Annotated in this window: 22 protein-coding genes and 1 pseudogene; 14 read left to right on the top strand and 9 right to left on the bottom strand. The window is 68.4% G+C overall.

Translation table 11 applies throughout. The annotated features are described in order from the left end of the window. Positions 1-165: 165 nt before the first annotated feature. Positions 166-765, top strand: coding sequence for a TetR/AcrR family transcriptional regulator (locus ABZS69_RS62650; RefSeq protein ID WP_355393176.1), 600 nt, complete (start codon positions 166-168; stop codon positions 763-765). Here ABZS69_RS62650 and ABZS69_RS62645 read toward each other — a convergent pair. The 4 genes from ABZS69_RS62645 to ABZS69_RS62630 all read right to left on the bottom strand — a co-directional run bounded on the left by ABZS69_RS62645 (position 734) and on the right by ABZS69_RS62630 (position 6392). After that, entirely contained in the window at positions 734-2095 is a 1362-nt protein-coding gene (locus tag ABZS69_RS62645) for an MATE family efflux transporter (protein WP_355393173.1), read from the bottom strand. The genes ABZS69_RS62650 and ABZS69_RS62645 overlap by 32 nt on opposite strands. A 28-nt stretch (positions 2096-2123) precedes the next feature. Further along, entirely contained in the window at positions 2124-3221 is a 1098-nt protein-coding gene (locus ABZS69_RS62640; RefSeq protein WP_355393170.1) for an aminoglycoside phosphotransferase family protein, read from the bottom strand. Positions 3222-4361: 1140 nt separating this feature from the next. Then, entirely contained in the window at positions 4362-5849 is a 1488-nt protein-coding gene (locus tag ABZS69_RS62635; protein WP_355393167.1) for a DUF6298 domain-containing protein, read from the bottom strand. A 27-nt stretch (positions 5850-5876) separates the two neighbouring features. Then, entirely contained in the window at positions 5877-6392 is a 516-nt protein-coding gene (locus ABZS69_RS62630; RefSeq protein WP_355393164.1) for a deaminase, read from the bottom strand. A 161-nt stretch (positions 6393-6553) separates the two neighbouring features. On the opposite strand from ABZS69_RS62630, the pseudogene ABZS69_RS62625 reads away from it, so the two are divergent. The 3 genes and pseudogenes from ABZS69_RS62625 to ABZS69_RS62615 all read left to right on the top strand — a co-directional run. After that, positions 6554-7177: pseudogene (locus tag ABZS69_RS62625) on the top strand (NB-ARC domain-containing protein); the annotation flags it as partial. A gap of 1957 nt (positions 7178-9134) precedes the next feature. Beyond that, a complete protein-coding gene (locus tag ABZS69_RS62620; RefSeq protein WP_355393161.1) occupies positions 9135-9305 on the top strand; it encodes a LuxR C-terminal-related transcriptional regulator in 171 nt (56 codons plus the stop codon). Next, entirely contained in the window at positions 9286-9693 is a 408-nt protein-coding gene (locus tag ABZS69_RS62615) for a hypothetical protein (RefSeq protein WP_355393158.1), read from the top strand. The genes ABZS69_RS62620 and ABZS69_RS62615 overlap by 20 nt, the downstream gene beginning before the upstream one ends. 490 nt (positions 9694-10183) lie before the next feature. Here the strand turns inward: ABZS69_RS62615 and ABZS69_RS62610 are convergent, their stop codons facing one another. Beyond that, complete coding sequence (locus tag ABZS69_RS62610; protein WP_355393242.1) at positions 10184-10486, bottom strand: hypothetical protein; 303 nt, start codon at positions 10484-10486, stop codon at positions 10184-10186. Here ABZS69_RS62610 and ABZS69_RS62605 point away from each other — a divergent pair. Next, positions 10396-10788, top strand: a complete 393-nt coding sequence (locus tag ABZS69_RS62605) for an integrase core domain-containing protein (protein WP_355393155.1) — start codon at positions 10396-10398, stop codon at positions 10786-10788. The two genes, ABZS69_RS62610 and ABZS69_RS62605, sit on opposite strands and share 91 nt — an antisense overlap. Positions 10789-10854: 66 nt before the next feature. On the opposite strand, the gene ABZS69_RS62600 is transcribed toward ABZS69_RS62605, so the two are convergent. Next, positions 10855-12486, bottom strand: a complete 1632-nt coding sequence (locus ABZS69_RS62600) for a serine/threonine-protein kinase (protein WP_355393152.1) — start codon at positions 12484-12486, stop codon at positions 10855-10857. 358 nt (positions 12487-12844) lie between these two features. On the opposite strand from ABZS69_RS62600, the gene ABZS69_RS62595 reads away from it, so the two are divergent. The 4 genes from ABZS69_RS62595 to ABZS69_RS62580 all read left to right on the top strand — a co-directional run bounded on the left by ABZS69_RS62595 (position 12845) and on the right by ABZS69_RS62580 (position 16066). Then, positions 12845-13114, top strand: a complete 270-nt coding sequence (locus ABZS69_RS62595; RefSeq protein ID WP_355393149.1) for a hypothetical protein — start codon at positions 12845-12847, stop codon at positions 13112-13114. Positions 13115-13240: 126 nt separating this feature from the next. After that, on the top strand, positions 13241-14266 hold the full coding sequence (locus ABZS69_RS62590; protein WP_355393146.1) for an integrase core domain-containing protein: 1026 nt from the start codon (positions 13241-13243) through the stop codon (positions 14264-14266). 80 nt (positions 14267-14346) lie between these two features. After that, positions 14347-14904, top strand: a complete 558-nt coding sequence (locus tag ABZS69_RS62585; protein ID WP_355393144.1) for an alpha/beta hydrolase — start codon at positions 14347-14349, stop codon at positions 14902-14904. 28 nt (positions 14905-14932) lie between these two features. Continuing rightward, a complete protein-coding gene (locus ABZS69_RS62580) occupies positions 14933-16066 on the top strand; it encodes an integrase core domain-containing protein (protein WP_355393141.1) in 1134 nt (377 codons plus the stop codon). On the opposite strand, the gene ABZS69_RS62575 is transcribed toward ABZS69_RS62580, so the two are convergent. After that, a complete protein-coding gene (locus ABZS69_RS62575) occupies positions 16063-16362 on the bottom strand; it encodes a hypothetical protein (protein ID WP_355393138.1) in 300 nt (99 codons plus the stop codon). The two genes, ABZS69_RS62580 and ABZS69_RS62575, sit on opposite strands and share 4 nt — an antisense overlap. 301 nt (positions 16363-16663) lie before the next feature. On the opposite strand from ABZS69_RS62575, the gene ABZS69_RS62570 reads away from it, so the two are divergent. Next, complete coding sequence (locus ABZS69_RS62570; RefSeq protein WP_355393136.1) at positions 16664-17038, top strand: hypothetical protein; 375 nt, start codon at positions 16664-16666, stop codon at positions 17036-17038. A 216-nt stretch (positions 17039-17254) separates the two neighbouring features. On the opposite strand, the gene ABZS69_RS62565 is transcribed toward ABZS69_RS62570, so the two are convergent. After that, complete coding sequence (locus tag ABZS69_RS62565; RefSeq protein WP_355393133.1) at positions 17255-17401, bottom strand: hypothetical protein; 147 nt, start codon at positions 17399-17401, stop codon at positions 17255-17257. A 667-nt stretch (positions 17402-18068) separates the two neighbouring features. Here ABZS69_RS62565 and ABZS69_RS62560 point away from each other — a divergent pair. Genes ABZS69_RS62560 through ABZS69_RS62545 form a run of 4 tightly spaced genes read left to right on the top strand, consistent with a single transcriptional unit; the run spans position 18069 to position 22790 of the window. Continuing rightward, positions 18069-18239 (top strand): hypothetical protein, encoded by a 171-nt coding sequence (locus tag ABZS69_RS62560; RefSeq protein ID WP_355393130.1) that lies wholly within the window; start codon positions 18069-18071, stop codon positions 18237-18239. Between the two features lie 39 nt (positions 18240-18278). Next, a complete protein-coding gene (locus ABZS69_RS62555) occupies positions 18279-18593 on the top strand; it encodes a CU044_2847 family protein (RefSeq protein ID WP_355393127.1) in 315 nt (104 codons plus the stop codon). Continuing rightward, the gene (locus tag ABZS69_RS62550) at positions 18575-22408 is read left to right on the top strand and encodes a trypsin-like peptidase domain-containing protein (protein ID WP_355393124.1); all 3834 of its coding nucleotides are present in this window, start codon (positions 18575-18577) and stop codon (positions 22406-22408) included. Before ABZS69_RS62555 ends, ABZS69_RS62550 begins: the two co-directional genes overlap by 19 nt. A 19-nt stretch (positions 22409-22427) precedes the next feature. Further along, positions 22428-22790: a hypothetical protein gene (locus ABZS69_RS62545; protein WP_355393121.1), complete on the top strand. Its 363-nt coding sequence runs from the start codon at positions 22428-22430 to the stop codon at positions 22788-22790. A 183-nt stretch (positions 22791-22973) separates the two neighbouring features. Here the strand turns inward: ABZS69_RS62545 and ABZS69_RS62540 are convergent. Continuing rightward, on the bottom strand, positions 22974-23180 hold a 207-nt coding region (locus tag ABZS69_RS62540; RefSeq protein ID WP_355393118.1), incomplete at its 5' end, for a hypothetical protein.

Raw genomic sequence — 23180 nt, 5'->3', positions numbered from 1 at the left:
TGGCCAGGCGGCTCTGACCAGCTGAACGGGCGCGCCGGCCCGGAGTGTCCGTGAGCCGCTGATGGACGGCGTTCGGCGGGTATCTTCGATGGTGCTGCCCACCTTGCCCGGGCTTCACCATTGAGCCGGTCAAGGAAGCCGCCATGCAGCTGAGGGGGTCGATCGGTGAGCGCGGGCTATCCGAAGGGGCGACGGCGACGTGCTGAGATCGTCGAGGCCGCGTTCGCCAAGTTCGCCTCGGTCGGGTACCGCAATGCGAGCATGGTGCAGATCGCCGCGGACTGTGGGGTGTCGCGGATGGGCCTGGCGCATCATTTTCCGACGAAGGAAGCGCTCCTGGGCGCTGTGCTCGAAGAACGGGATCGGGTCAACGGCGAGTTGTTCTTCGCCGGATTCGACGCGGCGGCGGATGGCCTGGACTATTTCTCCCGGCTCGCGCGACTGGTGGAGTACAACGCGACGGTGCCGGAGCTGGTGAGCTTGTACGCCGTGCTGTCGGTCGAGGCCGCTGATCCGGCGCATCCGGCGCACGCGTACTTCGTCGACCGGTATATGTACATCCGGCGGGATATTCGCGATGCGCTTGAGGAGCTCCACGCCCGAGGGCTCGTGCGGCCGGGGGTGAGCATCGCGGGTGCCGAATCGGATCTCATGGCGTTGATCGACGGTCTGCAGGTGCAGTGGCTCCTCGACCCGGCCAGCGTGGACATGGGTGCCCGCTTCCGGCAGCGGCTCAGCGAGATGCTCCTGGTCGAGGTTCTCTGACGACCGGCTGTGTCTTGGGCCGGCCGAACTTCCACAGAAGGCCGGTGGCGGCCACGACCGAGAGCGCTTCACCGATCGGCAGGCTGATCCAGATTCCCGTGGGGCCGCGCGTCCCGAGCGCCAGGACGAGGGGCGCCTTGATGATCAAGAGCGTGCCGATCGAGATCAGATACGACGGCGTGGCGCTGCCGAGGGCCTGGAAGTAGGCGGAGATCAGCGGCGGGATGCCGGCGAAGACGAATCCGATCGCGATGATGCGCAGCGCATCGACCGTGACGGCCGTGGTTTGCGGATCGCTGATGAACAGTCCCACGAGCGGCTGCGCGAGCAGGGCGATGAGCGCCGCGGTGATCGTCCCGTAGATGACGGTGGCGCGCATGGCCAGCGTGAGAGTGCGGTTGACGCGGCCGGTCAGCCCGCGGCCGGCGTTGTAGCCGACGATCGGCTGGATCCCTTGGGTGATGCCGATCTGCGGCGTGAACACGAAGGTCTGCAGCCGAGCGCACACCGCGTAGGCGGCCAGCGCGACCGCGCCGGTCGCGGCGAGAGTCGTGTTGATCAGGGCTGCCAGCAACGTGGTGCCGAAGCCGGCGAGGAAGGAGGGGGCGCCCACCGCGAGCACGGCCCCGATCGTCGCCGGGTGCGGGCGCAGGTCGACGGGCCGGATCCGGTACGGTCGCCCGCGCTGGAGGAAGAAGAACCAGATCGCCATGCCGGCCGACACGGCCTGGCCGCCGACCGTGCCGAGAGCCGCGCCGGCGACGCCCAGGCCGCAGACGAAGATCAGCAGCGGATCGAGAACGATCTGCACCAGCACGGGTAGCACCCACAGCATCGTTGAGAACCGCAGCCGCCCTTCCGCGCGCACCAGAGCCGAGAACCCGGTCGAGAAGATCGACCCTGCGATGATCACGGCCGCGTAGGGCCGCGCGTACGCGATCGTCGGACCGGACGCACCCAGCATGGTCAGCAGCGGATCGAGCGCGACAAGGCCGGCCACGGTGACGGACGACGCCACGAGCCAGAACACGACGAACGCGTTCCCCGCGGCGCGTGCGGCCTGATCGGGTCGGCCGGCACCGAGCATGCGCGAGACCACGGACGCGCCGCCGACGCCGACGGTCGTCGAGACCGCGCCCAGCATCAAGATGATCGGTGCGACGAGGTTGACCGCTGCCAGCGCCGTCTCGCCGACGCCTCGGGCGACGAACCAGGCGTTGGTGAGTGCGTAGATCCCGTAAACGCCCACCGAGAGCGTCGTCTGCGAGCAGGTCCACCACAGCAGCCGCCCGATCGGGCGGCTGCCCAGCGATTGCGTGTGATCGCGCACTGCCGGTCCGCGCCGGCCCATCAGCGTGTCACCGGGTACGGCCGAACTGCGCCATCAGCAGATCGAGCTGCGCACGGCCGAAGTCGTAGGTCGTGGTGTCGGTGTGACCTCGGTACTTCGTCTCGACGATCATGATGACGGCCAGGTACAGCGAGTACAGCCGGCGGCGCACTCGTTGCGCCTCGGACAATTCACCGAGCCCGTATCCCTGCATGAAGTCGGCGGGATCTCCGAAGACGGGCAGGTCGATCCCGGTGAGTCCGGCCTCCATGAGTGGATCGCCATAGACGGCACGCTCGTGGTCGAGGATGGACACGATCTGGCCGTCGCGGATCATCGAGTTCTTCGTCCAGAGATCGACCTCGACGAAACGGGGCTCGGTCACGGCATCGAGTGCGCTCGCGTTCTCGGCGAGCACAGCGCGGATGTCGTCGTGGTCCCAGCCGAGGTCGACCTGGACGCGGGCGCCGTCGGTGAGCGTGTCCTCGATCATCGTGGTGAACGCCGCGTGCCATGTCGCCGATCCCGGGCCTTCCAGCGGCCCGAAGTGCGGCCCCACGATGGAGTTCAGCTCCCGGTTGAGGGCGCCGAGTTGTCGTCCGCCTGCGGTGATGACCTCGGCCGTCAGGCGACCGTCTGCCGCCGCGAGGCCGAAGTTGTCGGCGTCGACGTACTCCATGAAGAAGTAGTCCGCATTGATCAGCTCCCGGGACAGATCCGCGTGATCGACCTGCGGCACCGGAACCCCGGTGCGATCCCGGACCAGCGCCATCGCGGCAAGCTCGTTGCGCATCATGTTCTGCTCGCGGGTCAGCACCGCCACATGCCCGGGAGGGGCGATTTTCAGCACCACCTGCTGCCCGTCACGAAGCCGGATGCGGTAGATCACGTTGAACCAGCCGTGCGTGATCTCCTCGGCGAAGTCGTCACCGCCGGGCACCCGGGCGGTCCCATAGGCCCGTTCGATCATCGCCCGGAGCGTCTTGAGCGGCTGCCGGTTCTTCGTGATGCTCTCCATCGGAACTCCCATCCGGCCGCCATTGCCGTGCCTCAACGCGATCGCCTGCCGAGGGATTCTACAGAAAACCGGCATGGGTGACGGAATCTGTTGGTGCCGGGCTCTCATGAAGCGGTCGCGGTGATTCGTCCTTGCACGTGGCGGGTTGGAGACCGCGCGATGGCGTTGGTCGCTGGGGCTGCTCGGGGTGAGTCGCGATGCCGGATGGCTAAGAGTTGACCTTGCATGCTGTCCCAACTCGGCGTTTCTGGCCGGTATTTAGATAAGTGACAGGGATGATGCCGCCCGCCAGATCGGGCGCCTGATGGTGACCGTGCAGTCCAGCCGATTCAACTGGATCTCGAGGCCATGCCGGGCCACGCCAGCTGGCGTGGCCATGTGACCAGCGCGTGGGGCCGGACATGTGACCAGCGGATATCGCTTGACGTAGGTGGTGGAGATGGGCGTCGATACCGACCGGCCCGGGCCAGCCGGTGGCCCCGGAACGTCCCCGCCGCGGCCCCATGACGGGCCTGTGCGGGCCGACCGAGGCCGCCCTTCGGCCGGGGGCATGGTAATCCCCACTCCGGGCCGCCGGACAGTGACCCGCGTGGTGATGGGCCGGGTACGCGATTCCGCCGGTGGTGTCCGGCACCGGCCCCAGTGCCCCGATGGCGCTCGGCGGGGGTTGGGGGATAGGGGAGCGCCGCAGGAAGCGCGACGTCGGGCACAGCGGCGACGCGAGGTCAGCGAACAAGGGAAAGGCGCGACAGCGACGATGAACGGAACCACCTTCAACTCGTGTTCCTGCCGGGACGAGGCGACCGGCAAGAAACTGGGCAAGGCCTGCCCGAAGCTGCGCCGCCCCGGTGGCGGGGAGTGGTGGAGCAGCACTCATGGCCGGTGGGCCTATCAGCTTGAGTTGCCCGCGCACGCCGACGGGCGGCGGCGCAACCCGTTGCGGCGGCGCGGCTTCGCCACGCTGGAGGAGGTCGAGGCCGAACTGGAGCACGCCCGCGCGCTGCTGGCGCTGGATGAGGACCCGCACATCCAGCGCAAGGTCACCGAGCTGATGCTGTCCATGCTGAAGGACACCAAGGCGCTGCCGCCGGTCGAAGAAGTGCGGCGCAACGAGCCGGTCCTCATCTCGGACGGCGAAGAAGACGGGTGTGGCCCACGGCCGCCCTTGGCGATCGGCGGTGGCGAGCACGAGGTAGCGGCTGTCGCCGAGCAGCCGGGCAACCAGCTCCCACATGCCGGTCACCGGTCTCAGATGGTGGTGGCCGCCAGATGCAGGACGGCCGGGCCCTGGATCGTGGACGGTACGGTGAACTTCACCAGACCGTCGCTCGGCACCGTGACCTCGTCGCCGGCCAGGGATGTCCGCTCGTCGATGGCGTACCAGTCGGCTGCGTAGGCGCCGGCCGGCAACTCGGCGGTGAACGCCTCGCTGGTCCCGCCCGGTTTCAGGATGAGGTATTCCTTGCCGGGGTGTGCGAGCGCGTAGCCGGTGGAGGTGAGGTCGCCGCGAGGAGGCATGCCGATGAGGTCGATCCTCTCGGCGTAGCGCAGGGTGTCGCCCATGGCCTGGCGGGCCGGTTCGAAGGCGTCCGGCGACGACGGGACACCGTCGATGAGGCCGTAGTCCATCAAGATCGGGTTGTGGCCGCGCAGGAACGCCTTCCACACCCAGAGGGCGTCGCCCTGGCCGGGGGCGAAGTGGTCGGTGTCGCTGAGCAGGACCTTCCGGCCGTCGGCGGGCGGCGGGTTGTCCAGCCATCGCGACGGCGAGCCGCCCGGGGCGGACGGGTGACCGCCCTCGCGGAAGATCTCGTCATCGTAGCCAGGCGAGATCCAGTCGGCGGGCCCGTCGAACAGGGGCGCGTTGACCAGGGTCTGGTCGGCCACCGGGAACTGCATGGTCATGCCGATCGGACGCGGGTCATATCCCTGCTGCCGCTGGTACTGCCGGACGAACTCGATCACCCAGTACTGCCAGCCGGTCGAATCACCCCACTCGATCTCCAGCGGTACGCCGAGCACGTCGGCCATCTCCGGGCTGACGGCGCCACCTCCGCATGACTCGTTGGAGACCTCGTACAGGACGTTGGGCAGGTCATGCAGGGTGTCGACGACCTGCCGGATGTAGGCCTCCTGCAGTGCCCGTACGGCGGGGTCGAGCGGCAGGACCTGGTGGTCGAGGATCGAGGTGATCCCGATGCCGTTGACGTTGTTGCCGGCGTGGAAAGGATGCCCCTCGACGTTGTCCGGCGCCGGGCTGAGGTGCAGCGCCCAGCCGTCGAACAGCATCACCGCCACGTACATGCCGCGCTCGCCGGCCGCTGTGACCCGCTCGCGCAGCCGCTGGAAATAGGCCGGGTCGAACTGGGACAGGTCGAACTTCGGATCGCCGTCCTTGGCCGTGCCCTGTCCCGTGCGCGGCCATGGCTGCGGGCTCATGTTCAGGTGGTACGCGCCGCCGGCAGCCTGCGACTGGAACTGTTCCCAGCGCCACAGCCGGATGAAGTTGTGCCCGCGAGCGGCGAGGAAATCCAGGTAGGCGCTGTAGTCCATCTTCTCGGGCTCAGCCGGTGCAGTCGCGCCGGGCCCCATGCCGTCGTGGAAGTTGTTCCAGATGTGCGAGCCGGTGAGATACACGACCCGATTGTCCGAACGCACGGTGAAGTAGCGTGAGTTGTCCGTGGATACCTCCAGCGGGCCGGGCATCCGATCGCGGTATGTAGATGTATCCGACATGATGTCTTCTTTCGGGTTGTGGCGGTGTCAGTGGTGGAGCGGGTAGCGCAGGTGCGTGACGCCCTTGCCCTCGATGACCGTCGGGGTGCCCAACCCGACCGGCCCCTTGGAGAGTCCGGCGAAGAACGGGATGCCCTTTCCCAGCAGGACGGGCACGAGGTCCACCGCGAGCATGTCGACCAGTCCGAGGTCGAGACACTGTTGGGTGATGGCGGGGGTGGCGATGGCGATATCGCGGCTGCCAGCAAGATCCTTGGCCTGCCGCACCGCGCTGGCCACACCGTCGGTGACGAAGGTGAACGGCGTGTCCTGGCGCGGCCAGGCGTCCGGCACGCTGTGGGTCACGACGAAGACGTGCGCGCCCATCGGGTGTCTGCCGCCCCACGCGTTGGTCAGCTCGAACAGCCTGCGGCCACAGACCAGCGAGCCCAGCGAGCCGGGCGGGAACACCTCGGCGCCGGCCCGCTCCACGTCGTACCAGGCGAACAGGTGGTCCACCTCGTCGTTCGGACCGGCGACGAAGCCGTCGAGAGACATTGACATGCTGGCGATGACGGATCCCATCACGTCGCTCCCTGGTCGTCGAGTTCGGCTGTTGGCGGCAAGCCTGCCTTCGACGGCTGAGCAGAACATCGGCCAGGTGGCCGAGGCCAGAACTCTCCGGTGGCCGATTTCATCACTTCGATGGCAGACTGAGCCCTGCCATGACGTCCGCAACGCCTCCTGACCTGCCCGTCCAGCTCGCCACCTTGGTAGGCAGGCGGTCCGAGCTGGCCGCGATACACGCGTTGCTGGAGACCGAGCGGCTGGTGACACTGACCGGCACCGGCGGCGTCGGCAAGACCCGGCTCGCCGCGGAGATCGCCGCCACCGAGGTCGCGCGCCGGCCGGACGGTGTCTGGTGGGTCGAGCTGGCGGCCGTCGGCGACCAGGCGAGACTCGCCGAGCTGGTCGCGGCGAAGCTCGGCGTGCTCGTCGAACCCGTCCAAGGCCCCGTACGGTCGATGACGGCGCAGTTGCACGGCCGCCGCGCGCTGCTCTGCCTGGACAACTGCGAGCACGTCATCGACGGCGCCGCCGAACTGACCGGCGCGCTACTGTCGTCGTGCCCGGAGCTGTCGGTGCTCATCACCAGCCGCGAGCCGCTGGCCGTGCCGGGCGAGGTGGTCTGGCGGGTGCCGTCGCTGGCGCCGGACGAGGCGTTGGAGCTGTTCGTCAAACGGGGCCGCCAGGTCCGGCAGCAGTTCGGCCTGGACCGGGCGGGCGAGGCCGCCGCACGGGTGATGTGCTCCAGGCTCGACGGCATCCCACTGGCCATCGAGCTCGCGGCCGCGTGGCTGGGCTCCCTCACCCCGCAACAGATCGAGCACGGCTTGGACGACCGGTTCGGCCTGCTCGTCCGCAGCCCCCGCGGCGTCGCCGCTCGGCAGCAGACCCTGGCGGCGTCCATCGCCTGGAGCCACGACCTGCTCAACGAGCCGGACCGGACGGTGTTTCGCCGCCTCGCGGTGTTTCCTTCAGGGTTCGACCTGGACGCTGTACGGGCGGCCTGTTCAGGCGGAACGATTGCCCGCGACGACGTGCTCGGCAGCATCGGCCGGCTGGTGGACAAGTCGCTGGTGGTCGCGGAGACCCGCGGCGGCGTGTCCCGCTTCCTGCTGCTGGAGACCCTTCGCGGCTACGCCGCTGACCGGTTGCGTGAGGCCGGGGAGGTCCACCTCGTCCGCGACCGCCATCTCGGCCACTTCCTCGCCTTCGCCGCCGGCGGGCCCGAGCGGGCCGTCGATCTCGATGCCTGGCGCGCCCGGCTCGAGGGTGAGTACGACAACCTGCGCGCCGCTTTGGAGTGGGGGCTGGACGCCGCCGATCCCGACAAGGGGCGCCGCCTCGCCGCCGAGCTGTCGTGGTTGTGGCATCTGCACCGGCACGGGCACGAGGGCATCGCCTTCCTGCGGCGCGCCATCGACCGCGTGCCGGCGGACCGATCGCTGCTGCAGGCACAGCTGCTCACCGGGTTGGCGCTGGTCGCGGACACCACGAGCCCGCTGGACATGGAATACGACGTGGCACAGCAGGCGCTCGAACTGGCCACCGCGCACGGTGACGAGAGCCTGCGCAGCCAGTGCCTTTCACTGGCCGCGGTCGGCCGGTTCTACACCGACTTCGCCGCTGCCTGGGACCTCACCGTCGAGGCGAGCCGCTCCGCCGACCTCGCGGGCGACCAGTTGTTCAGGCATGCTCAGCTGGCGCTGCAGGGCATGATCAGACAGCTGCAGGACCGGCACGACGAGGCCCGTCCACTGCTGGAGGCGGCACTCGACGGCCTGCGCCACCGTCACCGTGGGATAGCGTCGACTACACTGGCGTACCTGTCGAGCGGAGCGCTCGCGAGCGGCCGGCTGGCCGAGGCCCGCCGCCTGGCCGGGCAGTCGCTCGAACTCGCGGAGCCGCTCGGCGACTATCTGCGCGTCGGCATGGCACGCGGTGCCCTGGCCGCGGCGCACACCGCGTCCGGAGACGTGAGCGCGGCGCTGGAGGCGATGCGGCCACTGCTGCAGCTCATGGAGAATGCCGAAGCAGCCGTCTTCGTGCCCGGCGTGGGGTCGGCACTCGCACAAGTGCTGGTGGCCAGCGGCGATCTCGACGGGGCGCTGCGCTGGTTCGAGCACGATGTGCGCCAGACCGAGCACGTCGCGCCGACCTACCTCGCGGCGCAGGTGCACGCCGGCTACGGAGAGGCCCTACGACGCGCCGGCCGGTACGAGGACGCCCGCGGCGAGCTCGACCGGGCAGCGGCCATCGCTCGCAAGCTCGGCATGCCACGCGTCCTCGCGGACGTGTTGCAGCAACAGGCCCGTCTCACCGGCGACCCCGACCTGCACCACGAGGCGCTGACCATTCGCCTCGCCCACGGACTGCGCACGTTCTGGGTGGACAGCCTGGACGCGCTCGCCGCGTGGCTGGCCCCGCCGAACGCGGTGCGGACGCTGGCCGCGAGCACCACAGCACGCGCGGCCCTGGGATATCCCCGGCGCGTGGCCGAACGACGCGAGTATGAGGAACTGCTCGACCGGCTCAGGCAGCGGCTCGGTGAAGAGTTCGCGACGGCATGGGCAGCGGGCGCCGAGCTGTCCCTCGACGACGCGGTCGCCTACGTACGCCGTAGCCGGGGTGCCCGCGGCCGGCCGGCCGCCGGTTGGGACAGCCTCACCCCGACCGAGCTGAGCGTGGCACCGGCTGGCCGCCGCCGGCCTCAACAACCCGCAGATCGGAGCACGGCTCTTCATGAGCCGCAGCACTGTCAAGACCCACCTCTCCAACGTCTACGCCAAGCTTGGTGTCGCCAACCGCACCGAACTCGCCGGAGTAGCGTCATTCACCGACGATCGCGCCGCCGGCGACGAACGCATTGGACGATCTCAGAAACATCCTCGCCTTGCTGAAAACGCTCAATGAGCAGCTCAGCGTCCGCATGGTGTCGCAGCGTGACCAGCTCCACCAGGGCCTTCACAAACGGGCTGTCGCCCCGCTCGGCAGGCAGGGCCTGCAGGGCTACATGGAATCGTGCCACCGCGTCGGGGAAAAGTTGCTGGGCGCGCTCCTCCTCCTGGCGCACCTGCTCGGCACCGATCTCCATCCACGGCTGATGCTCGAGATAGTCCCCGCAGTCGTAGGCATGGAGCTGGTGGACGGCCATTGCTGTGAGTTCCATAAGCCGGCATGCCCTGTAGCGTCCGTCGGCACAACTGACAGGATCGTTTTCGGGCCTGCGGGCAGCAATGCGTACTCGACAAGGTCGTCGGACGAGTTCGCCGGTCAAGACGTTGTCCGGTGCCAGAACTGATGCAGAGGGTCTGATCTGGTCTTCTAGGCTTGGCTCTCGTGCTGTTTCGACTTCTGTATCTGCTGGTGGTCAGGGTGTTCGGCTGGCTCGTGCCGCTCACTCGGGGCAGCGCTGCCAAAGAGGTGGAGATCTTGATGTTGCGGCATGAGGTCGCGGTGCTGCGTCGCCAGGTCGCCCGGCCCAGGCCGGACTGGGCCGATCGGGCGCTGCTGGCTGCACTGGCGAGGCTGTTACCCGCTCGCCTTCGACTGCATCGCATCGTGACGCCCGGCACGCCGCTCGCCTGGGCACCGCAGGCTGGCCAAGAAGAAGTGGACCTACCTCGCCAAGCAGGGCCGGCCCCCACTCTCCGAAGAGACCCGCGATCTGATCGTCCGGTTGGCACGGGAGAATCCAGGGCGAACTCCTCGGTCTTGGATACCGGGTGGGGGAGGGGACCATCCGCCGGGTCCTGGCGGCAGCGGGGTTTGGGCCAGCGCCGCGCCGGGCTTCACCGACCTGGCGCCAGTTCCTCAGCTCTCAAGCCTCCGGCATCCTGGCCTGCGACTTTCTCCACGTCGACACGGTGTTCCTCAAACGCCTGTACGTATTGTTCGTCATGGAGATCAAAACACGGCGCGTGCATATCCTCGGTGTCACAGCTCATCCGACGGGTGCTTGGACGGCGTAGCAGGCGCGCAATCTGCTGATGGAACTGGGCGAGTGAGCCGACGGGTTCCGGTTCCTGATCCGGGACAGGGATGGCAAGTTCGGCGGAGAATTCGACGAGGTGCTCACCGGCGCGGACGTGCACGCCCTCAAGATTCCGCCGCGTTCGCCGAGCGGTTCGTCGGCACGCTCCGGCGCGAATGCCTCGATCACCTTCTGGTCCTTGGCGAGCGCCACCTTCGGCAGGTCCTGGCCGAGTACGAGCGCCACTACAACGAGCACCGTCCGCATCAGGCACTGTCACTACGCCAACCCCTTCACGATCCAGCCGGGGTAGTCGATCTCACGGCTCGAATAGAGCGGCGAGGCGCCGTCTGCTTGACGAGGCACGAAACCGCAGGCCAGCGCTACGAGGAGTTTTGGCACCGGACAGGCCGCGCTCGATGACCAGGTCCCGCGCGGTCAGCAGGATCCGTTCCAGGGTTGGTGCCGGTGCCGTGGTGGCGAACGTGGTCAGACTATGCGGGTGCAGAGGGTGCGGCCTCGAATCTCCCAGCGGACCCTTCTGCCGCCCGGCGGGCAGGCACCGAGGGTGAACGCGGTGATACGGAGGACGAAGTCGTACTCCTCTGGAGCGGAGTCGGCCCGGCACGGCCACGACGTCATCAGATCCTGGTTGTTGATGCTGACCGTGTTCTCGTTCTCACCCTTTGTGGCCAGGAAACAGTCACCCGTGCGGAACTGCCGCTGCACGCAGAGGGCGATCTCGTTCGCGTCCTCGTCGTAGCTCCACCACAGTTCCCCGTCCGGATCGGCGCCGTGCCCGAGGCACTCGGAGGAGTCGTGGACCACCTTGAGCACCTTCAGGTAGGCGTTGGAGCGGCCGCAGCCGACCGCGCGCGGCTTGCTCCTGTTCCACTCGCCGGACGGACGCGCGTAGGCGTCCAGGCAGTCGCCCGCCGAGATCTTCTCGAACGCCTTGCGGGTGGGATCGGATGTGGGGGTGGGGGTGGGGGTGGCACTGTCGGTGGCGCTCGCGGTCTCGGACGGCTGAGGCGCGGGTGTCGGGGAAGTCGGGGTCTGCTGGGGAGTGGTGATGGCCTTGGAGGTGGCCGGTGCGTTTCCGTCGTCCCCGATGGCCCAGGCGGCGAAGGCGACCAGCAGGACGCCCACGACTGCGGCCACCGGGAGCTTCATGCGTCCGAGCGGCGGTAACCGCCGGCCGTTCCCCGGCGCGTCCTGCGGCGGGGGCGCCAGCACCTTGGTCTCCGCCACCCGCGTGGCGATCATCGTGCTGACGGGCTCCGGCAGCGGAGCGTCCCCGCCCTCGGTGAGCGCGGAGCAACGTTCGAGGAACGCGTCGAGGCCGGGCCGGTCTTCCGGATCCTTCTCCAGGCCGGACGCGATCAGCGGGAGCAGCGGCTCCGGCACGCCGGTCAAGTCGGGTTCCTCGTTGACGACGCGGTAGCCGAGGGCCTCGCTCGGGCCCTCGCCGAAGGGCCGCCGGCCGGTGGCGGCGAAGGCCAGCACGGCAGCCAGGCAGAACACGTCACTGGCCGGCCCGACCTCGCGGCCCCGAAGCTGCTCGGGCGACATGAACCCGGGCGTGCCGACCACGCTGGTGCGGGTGGTCTGCGAGGTGGCGTCGAGCGCGCGTGCGATGCCGAAGTCGATGATGCGGGGCCCGTCCTGGGCGAGCAGCACGTTGCCGGGCTTGAGGTCCCGGTGGACGACGCCCCGCTCGTGGATCGCCATCAGCCCTTCGGCCAGGCCCGCGCCGAGCCCTGCGACCGCCGCCGCCGAGAACGCGCCGTGCTCGCCGACGGCCTCGTGCAGCGACGGCCCCGCGATGTACTCGGTCACGAGCCAGGGCGGATCGGCGTCGGCGCGGGCGTCCACCACCTGCACGGTGTGGATGCCCCCGACCCGCCGCACCGCGGCGACCTCCGCCTCGAACCGCCGCCGGAACTGCGCGTCCTCCGCCAGGTACGGGTGGATCACCTTGACCGCGACCGGCCGGCCGCCCTTCGAGCGGCCCAGGTAGACGCGACCCATCCCGCCCGCCCCCAGCCGCGCCAGCAGCCGGTACCCACCGACCTTCTTCGGGTCGCTCGCCTCAAGCGGCTTCAGTTTCTCGTTGGACACCCGCACGGCCTCCCACACCCACTGGTGATTTAGAACGCACCCTTCCACAAGGACGACGGGCCGGGGACGCCCCGCTCAGGGCGGACGCCCCGCTCAGGGCGGTTCATAGGCGCCGTCGCGATGTTCGTAGACGGGGTCTGAAGTGTTCCATGCCTTGTTAGGCATTCAGCCCACATACGCCCAAAACCCACATCAGGTGGATCTTGATCCAATGGGGAGCCACTGGTCGCTCGCCGATGAGCTGGAGGACCTCACCGGGGCCGATCTGCAGGCCGACGACTGCTGACGTGCCTCCCACTGTGATCGCGAGGCCGGATCGCGGAGATCCTCTGTCGGCGCCGCGGCGTACAACGGCGTCATGGACGCATTCGAGGTGAACGTGACGGCGCACTCCAACCGCGACTTGACGTCGCAGGAGTTCGAGCGCCAGGTGGAGCTCATCAAGCCGCACATGGCCTGGGATCAAGGCTCCTGGGCATGGCGGGCACGGCTCGACGGCTCGGACGGCGAGCGGGTCGCCAGGGTCCTCAACGCGCTGTTCGAGGCCGCGCGGGTCTATCGCACCACGGTCACGGTAGAACTGGTGCCGGCTGAGCAAGCGGAGGACCAGGCCGCCGCGTCGGCCTGACGGAGCGCCGTGTCCCGCTCGGAAACCCGGTTTCGTGCTCTGAAATGGGGTTTGCTGCGTGATCAGGGTGGCGGCTGCGACCATCGCGGGGTGTTGTTGTCGCTTGTCTACCGGTTGGTGAGGTGCTTGTTCGGCCTGCTGGCAGTGCTGGTCCGGTCGGATCCGTCCAAGGATGTTGAGCTGCTGGTGCTGCGTCACGAGAACCAGGTGCTTCGCCGTCAGCTGGGCGGCAGGCCGCGGTGGGGTCACGCCGACCGGCTCTGGCTGGCGGCGTTGTCGCGGCTGGTCCACCGCCGTCGGTGGGTGGAGGTGTTCGCGGTCACTCCAGCGACGATCTTGCGCTGGCATCGCAGCCTCGTGGCACGTAAATGGACCTTCTCCGACAGGCGGCGCCAGGGACGGCCCTGCACCCGCCGGCTGGTCAAGGCGTTGATCATGCGGAAGGCGCGGGAGGACCCGACATGGGGGCACAGGAGAATCCAGGGCGAGTTGGCTCGGCTGGGTTACCTGAGCGCGGTGTCCACAGTGTGGGAGGTCCTGCACGCCGCAGGTGTCGATCCGGCGCCTCGCCGGGCCGGGCCGACCTGGCGGCAGTTTCTGGCCGCTCATGCCCACGCGATCGCCGCGTGTGACTTCCTGGTGGTCGAGACGGTGCTGCTCCAACGGCTGTATGTGCTGGTCTTCATCGAGCGCGGCACCCGGCGCCTGCACGTGGCCGGAGTGACCGCGAACCCGACCGGAATGTGGGTGGTGCAGCAGGCTCGCAACTTGGCGATAGATCTGGGGGATCGCATGGCAGGGCTGCGGTTCTTAATCCATGATCGGGATCCGCTCTTCACCTCCGCTTTTCGGGAGGTCTTCACGGCCGAGGAACTGCGAGTCATCACCGCCATGCCGCGGACGCCGAGGATGAACGCCATCTGCGAGCGAGTCATCGGCACCCTGCGCCGCGAACTCCTGGACCGGATTCTGATCCTCGGCGAACGCCACCTGGGCCGTGTGCTCCACGAGTACCTGATCCATTACAACGGGCACCGGCCGCACCGATCCCGGCAGCAACGGCCCCCGGACATCGCAACGCAGCCCTCTCGCGACGTGACCGACCTCAACGACCTGCAATCCATCCGCCGAAACCGGTTGTTGCCAGCATGATCAGCGAGTACAGCCACGCAGCTTAACCGCAGCTCAGGACACGTAACACAGTTTTCGAGCGGTACACCACCAGGACTACCATGCCGCCCACCGTCAAGGAGATGCTCGGCGGCCCGCCGCCCGTCCCGTCACCGGATGCGCCGGAGCAGTTCAACCCGACCACCAGCCATGCGGCCTTCTGCAACGAAGACCCCAGCCGCCTCGGCTTCGACGCCTCCTGGACGGCCTACCAGCGCCGCCTGGAGCGCAGCCCGGTGACCGGCCGAGCCCTGCGCTTCTCCGCCGGATGCGCCGGCTGGCCACTCCCCGTCCAGAAGACCCTGATACACCGCACCGCCGGGTCGCTGGTGCTGTCCGGCCACCGCAACGAAACCATTTCCCCCTACGAATGGACGACGCGCATGCGCAAGACCATCGGCGGCACCCTGTTCACGGTCGAAGACGACATGCACGGATCCGCCACAGGGAACCGAATTGCGCCACCGAGATGGTGTCGTACTTCCTTACGGGCCGCATCGACCGAGGCTGCCAAGGGGTGGCAACACCGTAGCGACCCTGTCCCTGCCGACTATGTCATCCGTGCAGGTCATCTAGCTTGCCCAACTGATCCCGATGTGCGCCGGCTTGGCTCTCGATAGGGGCAGGTTCGCGGCAAGATGATCGTTTGTGCTGTTTCGCCTGGCTTACCTGGCCGTCACGAACGCCTTTGCCGCGCTGCGGTTGCTACCGCTGGGGGACAGGGACAAAGATGCCGAAATCCTTGCTCTGCGTCACCAGATCACCGTTCTTGAACGGCAGCTCGGCGACGCCAAGGTGTACGTCGCTCCTGCGGATCGAGCCTTCCTGGCCGCACTCCTGACATCGGTGCCCCGCGAGGTCCTGCGCCGGCTGCGGCTCCTCGTGCGTCCGGACACCATCCTGCGCTGGCATCGCGATCTGCTGAAACGGCGCCACGCCCGCATCTGCCGGAACAGGCGGCCCGGGCGTCCGCCCACCCTGCGTTCCATCCGCCTGCTCATCTTGCGGCTGGTCCGCGAGAACCCAGCGTGGGGGTACAGGCGCGTGCACGGCGAACTTGCGACCCTTGGCATCAAGATTGCGCCTTCCACCGTCTGGGAGATCCTAAAGCAGGAAGGCATCGATCCCGCTCCCGAGCGGGCATTGTTGACGTGGGCGGACTTCCTACGCTCCCAAGCTGACGCGCTGCTGGCCTGCGACTTCATCGAGACCATCACCCTCAACGGGCAGCGCCGATACATCCTGGCCGTCATCGGACACGCCACCAGGCGCATCCGCGTGCTGGGCACCACCGCCCACCCGACCGCGGCCTGGGTCATCCAGGCGATCAAGAATCTCGTGATGGACCTTGAGGACGCCGGCTGCCGGGCGCGCTATCTGATCCGAGACCGGGACGGGAAGTTTCCGGCCCTGATGGAGGAGATCCTCGCTGACATTGGTATCCAAACCGTGCTCACCGGCGTCCGCGTGCCACGTGTGAACGCGGTCATGGAGCGATGGGTGCAGTCCTGCCGCCGCGAACTCCTGGGCCGCTGCCTGCTCTGGAACGAACGCCACCTGCGGCATGCCCTGTACGCCTATGAGGAGTTCTACAACGAGCACCGAGCCCATCAAGCCTTGGCTCAGGCAGCTCCGCTCGCCGGACAGATCGCTGGGGTATGGCAGACGCTCGCCCATAACTGTCAGTTGAGCGCACCCACACTGAACGTCAACCTATTTGCCGAAAATCCCTACCGAAACGCAGGGACGAAAGGCCCACATCCTCACAGAACATCCTCTTAGATGACGTCGATGAGTCCCGCGGGCAGCACCGGCTGCTCGACGGTGGCGGTCACGCGCACCCACGCCTGGTAGGTGCCGTCCGGACGCGCCACGGTACCGCCCGGTCCGAACAGGATGCGCGCGGTCGTGCCGTGCTCGGTGACCGAATCGGGTTTCCACTCGGCGTCGTGCCAGTCGCCTTCGACCGGCTCAACGCCGGGGACGGTGAACGCCACCTCGACCTGCTCCACACCCGTCGCGCCGCGCACGAAGAACGGCAAGTACTCGCGCGACAGCGACGAGATCGTCTCCACCATGGGCTCCTTAAGCATCCACGCCGTGCCAACAACGCAGGTAGGCACAATATCTAGGCACATCTTGCCGATGCCGAAGGATTTCGAGATGTGAAAATATCGGATTGTGGAGCGAGAGATTGGATATCAAGGTGTCCCAAGTCTCCACATTCTGCGCTGATCACGCGCGGAAGCGCGGCTATCCGAGCGGGTCAACTTGACCTCCCGGCCCTAAACAAGGAGAACAATGCGTCGACCGTCTGCACTCAGGCACCTACTGGGCGCCCTCACCGCCTCGGCAATCCTCGTGGCACCAATGGCAACTGTGAGCACCCCAGCACAGGCTGCATCAATTCAGAAATCAATCATGGCCGGTAATCTCGGCATTATTCCTGATAATGACTCCCTGAATGGGGGTCTGGACATGAGGTTTCGTTATATAGAAGATGGCAACACTTCGTTTTGGTTCGACAACGCAACTCAGACAATCGTGAAGCCGAGCTATTCACAAATGGTCTATATTGAGATCAAGCGAAATTCAACTGGCTTGATCAAACGGCTTGGCTATTTTTACTACGATTCATTGGTGCAGGAACAGTACTACATTATCCGCTTGACAGGGACTTGGGACAATCCGCAGTGGACACAGCGAGCGGGGCGTTCATCGCCGAGCTGCCCACCCTGCGGTACCGACGGCTGAACCGGCGACGGCGTTGACTGAAGCGCCGTGGGATGCGTTCGTGGCTGGACTACAGCCGCCTCGGCGCACTCAAGGCTTGGCATGGCGCCAGCTGCGCCTAGCTTCGAGTCGAAGCCGTGGGATCCTGTAGAGCCCGCTGCTCAAACTCAGACCGGACGAACGCCCACAGAACGCCCACTCATTGCTCGGGCCGGGCAACGGCTATGACCAGCGGCTCTAGCGCACCGCCCTGTCCCGGGCCTTCCCCCCGGCTACCGCGGCCGCCGCCGGCTCCTGCACCAACAAGTCGATCACCTCAGGATCTTCCGCAACAAAATCGCCCATCACGGACCGATCCATCACCGCCACCTCATCGCTGACCACGAGGCGATCCTGCAGTGCCTCGGCTACGTCGACGCTGGATTGGCGACCATGGTGCGGCAGCACAGCCGGGTGCCCGAGGTCCTCGGCCGGCGCCCTTGATCGCATGAGGTGATCTCCGGCATGTCAGCGGTGGCGAGCAGGGCGCCCATCCAGGAACTGGGGTGCAGGTAGCGCGCGGCGGCGTCTGGCGCCGCCGCGCGGCACTGCGGCGAGCTGGCGGTGGAAGCAGGCCGCCGTCGCAGGAAGGTGCCCGCTGCGTTCACCGTTGTTCTCCCGCGCGCAGCAGCACCATGTAGAGGCTGGTGAGCCACCCCATGATCTGGTCGACGCCTTCCAAGGCGTCTCAGCCGTACCCCTCGATGAAAGGAACGGGCTTCGCCCGTACGTTCCCCCACCGAACGCCGCCGCCGTCCAGCCCCACCAGCGCGGACGACCCGCAACCCATGCCATCGTCTAACGAGTTGGCCAACCTCGCGGACGACGGCGTGAACGAGCCGCAGCTGGAAGCCGATCCTGGCGCTGATCATCCTGGCGCCGCTGCTGACCGGGGTCTTCGGCGGCTCCATGCCGGCGTCCTCATCGCCACCATCGGCAACGGTCTGGCCTGGATCGGCGACACTCACGGCCATCGCCACCTTCCTCACGCATCCCCATGGTGAGCCGGTTGATGATCACCGACCCACAGCAGATCGTGAACGTGATCGCGTACCCCACCGGCTTCGTCTTCTTCGACCGCGACGCGCACAACGTGAGCACGTGGTTCGCGACCAAGGGCGTACGGGCGGCAGACGGCGAGAAGCTCGCCCGGCTTCTCCGCGCCGAGGCGTGCGGCTTTTAGGTATCTTGCGCTCAGACCACCACGAGGAGAGGCGGAGCCTTGGACAACGAACTCCTGGTACCACTCGATGCGGACGGCCAGCGCATCTACCTCTCGGTCAGGGAGCTGAACCCGGACGATGGCGAAGAGAAGGAGATCGGCGCCCGGATCCCCACGCTGGAGCAGGCGCTCGACGGGCTCGCCAGCCTGGCCCAGGTGATGGGCGTCAGGCTGCGGGAGACCGACGCGAGCAAGGTCAGCGTGGAGTTCGGCTGCGAGTTCGCTCTGGAGTCTGGCTCGTTCGTCGCGGTCATCGGCAAGGCGAGCGGCAAGTCGACGTTCAAGGTCGGACTGGAATGGGCGCCGAAGCCCTAGTTCCCGCGGCGACCGTGGCCATCACGGTGCCGTCGCTGTCGAGCCTGGGCACCGGGTTCTTCGTGGGGCCGGGCGTGGTCGCCACCTGCGCGCACGTCCTGGAGCCCGGCTTGGCGATTGAGGGGACTCTGGGCGGCGTCGCGCTGGAGTTCACCTGCGACCCAGGCCACTACTTCAGGGACGCCTCCGGGTTGGACCTGGCCTTCCTCACCGTCGTGGGCGAGCCGCCGCAGGTGACGCCCGTCACGCTGTGCGGGGCCGCCGAGGTCGGCGACCCGCTGTGGACCTACGGGCACCCCAAGGGGTCCTTCCGCGCGGGCCAGCCCGCGACCTTCAGGTACGAGGGATCGTCACTCCGGTCAGCGGAAACGGGCGCCCTCGCACTCCCACGGCTACGCGGCACCCCGGTCGCCGGCGGTTTCAGCGGCAGCCCCGTACTGAACCTGCGTACGGGCTGCGTACTCGGCATGTTGTGCACATCCGATCACAAGGGAAGCGCGCACCTCCTACCCGCAGGAGAGATCCTCGCGCGCTGCCCGCAGCCGGTGCGGGCGCACGAGGAGTGGCTCGTCCTGCTGTCGGACGAGCAGATCCGCGCGAGCGGCCTGCGCTACGCGGGACCGCGCCTGCGCACCTACCTGAGTACGGCGGCGCACGTGGCGCGAAACCACCCGAACGCTGGTACCAGGCGGGCGCCGCAACTGCCGGAGGTCTACTTCGAGCAGCGGGCAAGGCTCGGCGACACCAACGAGATTCTGACCGCCGCCGCGATCATGGAGCTGCCCGACGACTGCCTGCTCGTCGGGGAGCCGGGCGCGGGCAAGTCCATCATGCTCAGGCACATCGTGATCACGCTGGCGCGCCGCTGGATCGACGGCGACGGCGCCGACGTGCTGCCGGTACTGGTCCCTGCGGCCGCCCTCACCGGTGGGTCCTTACCCGAGGCGATCGCCGCCGCGGTCAGGGCGGAGACGCTCGGCTGGGAGAGCCCGCCGCCGGAGTTCTTCCGCGAGCCGCCGGTCGCCGGGGTGCGCTGGCTCGTGCTCGTGGACGGGCTCGACGAGGTCATGGCACCCGACAGGCGGCGTGACCTGCTCGCCGCGCTGACCGCGCTGCGCGCCCAGAGGTCGGCCGCCGGACACTGCTTCCTGGTCGCGACCCGCCCGCTCGACCTCGACTGGAACGTTCGCACGCTGACGTTGCTGCCGCTTGAGAGCGGCGAGCTGGCCGCGTTCGCCGCCGGGTACGGGATCGCCGACCCGTCCGCCTTCGCCGCGGCCGTCGCGAACGCGGGTCTGACCGAGGTGGCCACGACGCCGCTGATGGCCACGATGCTCTGCCTGATCTACGCCGAGCAGCCAGGCTGGGCACTTCCCTCCGCGCGCCAGGCGATCTACCGGCGGTTCGTGGAACTGCAGCACAGGCACCAGTTCCGCGACGGCGCCGATGGGGTCGTCCAGCAGAGCGTCACCGCGGTGACCAGGTTCGGGCCGGGCGCGGTGGCGGGCGCTGAGGCGTTGCGCGACCGGATGCCCGAGCTCGTCGGGCGGCTGGCGCTGGCTCGCCACGACGGCATGAGCGACCCAGCCGCCGACCTGATAGCGGACTGGACCGCCGCGCAGCGCCCCGCCCAGCTGAGCGCGGCCGACTGGACGGAACTGGTCAGGGAGTTGCTGCGCCGCTGCGGGCTGCTGGTAGAGGAGGCGGGCGATTTCCGTTTCCTGCACCAGACGCTCCTGGAGTTCATGGCCGCCGAGGCGATCGCCACCGACAGGGATCGCACCGCGGCGGAGATCAAACGTCTGCGCAAGGCGCCCACCTCGCAGGACCTGTTCCTCGCCGGAGCGCTGGCGGGCGACAGCCGGATGGTCCAGGCGCTGCGCAAGCTCGCGAGGCGCCTGGCGGGGGCGCTCTTCGTGGCCGCGCTCATCGCCGAGGGCGCGGTGGACGACCCTGAGCTGATCGCGCGGACCACGGCGACCCTGCGCGAAGGCGCGAGGAAGTTCAAGACCAGCTATCAGAGCGACCGGCTCGAGGCCGCCTTCGCCCTGGTCAGGCTGGGTGCCCCGGAGGCAGCCGACCTGCTCGCCGCCCTGGCCAGGACCAAGGAGATGAACGGGCCCAACCAGGTGCTGGCCGCGGAGGCCCTCGCCAGGCTCGAGGCCTCGCGGGGCGTGGCGCTGCTGCTCGCGCTGGCCGCCGATCCGACGCCCGTACTCGCCAACCAGAGCAGGACCGACGCCGCTGAGGCGCTCCTGCACCTGGGCCGCCCGTTCGACGCGGGCACCGCCTGGACTGCGCAGAGCGTCGATGCCTCCTTCGGCGACGACCGCCGGCGCTACGCCGCTCACCGCCTCGCGGAAATCGGCGACCCGCGCGCCGCCGATGTGCTGGCCGCACTCGCCACCGGAGACCTCCGCTACATCAATGCCGTCTCCGCGGCGGGCAAGCTGGCTGGGATGGGAGATCCGCGCGGGGTGGCCGCGCTGACCGAGCGGGCGCTGCACGACGACGATCCGCTCGCCAGGGGCTTCGCGGCGGAGACGCTGGCTCGCCTGGGTGATCCAGGCGACCTTGTCAGGGAGGCGTTCGCCGACACGCTCGCCCGCGCGGCGGCCGATCCCGAGCTCGACGTCTCCCGCGTCACGGTCGCGGTCGCGCTGGCCGAGCTGGGCGACCCGCGTGGGGCCGCGACGCTCGCCCAGCTCGCCACCGACCCCGGCCTGCGGGACCACCTGCGGTCGAAGGCACTGGGCAAGCTGTGTGACCTGGCTCCGGAGGAGGCCGTCTCCGCCCTGACCGATCTGGCTGGCGATCCGGTGCTGCGGTTCCAGGCGGTGGAGGCCCTGGCTAGGGTGCCCGGTCTGGACGTGTCGGAACTGTGGGCAGCCCTCGCCGACGCCTCCTCCGCGCTGAGCCCGCACCTGATCGTCCGGGTGGCGGCCGAGGTGGGCGGGCGCGGCGACCCTCGCGGCAACGAGCTGCTCAAGGGGGTCGTGGCTGATCCCCAGGTGTACGACGGCTATCGGCTGGACGCCGCCAAGGCGCTTGCCGACCTCGGCGACCGGGACGCCGTCGAGCTGCTTGCCGCTCTCGCCACCACGATCGCCCCGTACGCGCAGGTCGGCGCGGCCGTCGCCGTTGCGGCTCTCGACGCCGAGCGTGGCGCGCGGCTGCTGACCGGGCTGGCCGCCGAGGACTCCCATGCCGCCGCCGCTCTCACCCGGCTGCGCCGGCCCGAGGGCATGCTGCTCCTGCACGCCGCGGCCCGGCGCGAGTCCCATCCGTGGGCGGCGGAACGGTTCGTCGAGTACGCCGGGCCTGACGAGGCCGATCTGCTTGCTGATCTGGCCACCGACCCCGGTTATGTGGGGGTTCTTGCCGCCTCCAGGCTCCTGGAGGTGGGCGACTCCCGAGGGGTCTCCCTGCTGACTGGCTTCACCGGCGAGGCGCTGCATCCGTCACTGCGAATCAGGGCGGCGGCGGCGCTGGGCCGCGCCGGCTCTCCGGCGGGTCGGGCATTGCTCCTACGGCTCGCGAGCGATCGGGCCCAGGAGACGGCGCACCGGGTGTGGGCCGCCAGGGAGTTGGCCGACCTCGGTGACCCGAGGGCGCTCGTCCAACTCGCGAAGGATCCTGAGGGGAAGGGCAAGCAGCGCACCAATGCGATCGACCGGCTGGCCGAGCGCGACCACCCGAGGGTGGCCGAGCTCTGGGCGGCCATCGTGGCTGACCCGGCGCTCGACGACTACTACCGAAGGCTCGCCCGCGGCCGCCTCACCGGCCACTACCCCATCGACTTCGAAGAGTGGTAACTCCCACCCCCGACGAGCCGTGCTGGTCCCCACCGAAGTCCCGGAAAGTTCACTGCCCGAGCACCGGCGCGCACACCGGCTCGTACGGCTCCGGAAGGTCGAAGTCTCGCCATTCTGGGAGCTGGTGGAGATGGCCAAGCATGCCGACATCGACGAGCGGTGCTTGTGCCGCAGATCCTCGCAAGAGAGATTGTTCGCTCAGTCGACCTCGCGCGACCCGACCTCACCCATCAGCTACACCGACCTGCCCGCCGAAGCACAGCGGTGGCTAGCGGACAACGGATATGACACCGACCGCGCTGACATCTGGGTACTGGTCACCCCGGCCGATGGGTCCACCGACGCCAGCAACGTGATCGACTCGCGCGAAGTGATCATTTGATCGGACGCGGCTCCTTATCGGGTCCAGGCAGCAATCGTTATCTTGGGTTCTTGGCCTCTTCTCGCAGGTCAGAGCGAGATGATCTTTTAAGGCGTGTCAGGCACGTTGGCTGGCATTGAAGGCATTTTGCATCGATGGCGGAACCGATGTCGGCGCTGGGGGCTGGCTTGGTCAGCGGGTGCGTCAGCGGCGGGCGGGGTCGCGCTCGGCGGCGACCTCAGCGGCAGACCGGGCCTGCCCGGCGGCCGCGGCCTCGGCGCGGGCGACGGCCAGGTCCTTGGTCAGAACGCGGTTGTGCGCCTGCCGATAATTACATCCGCCCAGGCCATGACTCTGCGAGGGCTTCGCGTGGCGGCGCGAGTTCTGGCCACTCAGGAGACAGGACCACGT

Origin of the sequence: Nonomuraea sp. NPDC005650 (assembly GCF_040605375.1) — a bacterium.
Taxonomy (GTDB): domain Bacteria; phylum Actinomycetota; class Actinomycetes; order Streptosporangiales; family Streptosporangiaceae; genus Nonomuraea.
Note: the sequence above shows the minus strand (reverse complement) of the source record. Positions and strands in the feature narration are given on the sequence as shown.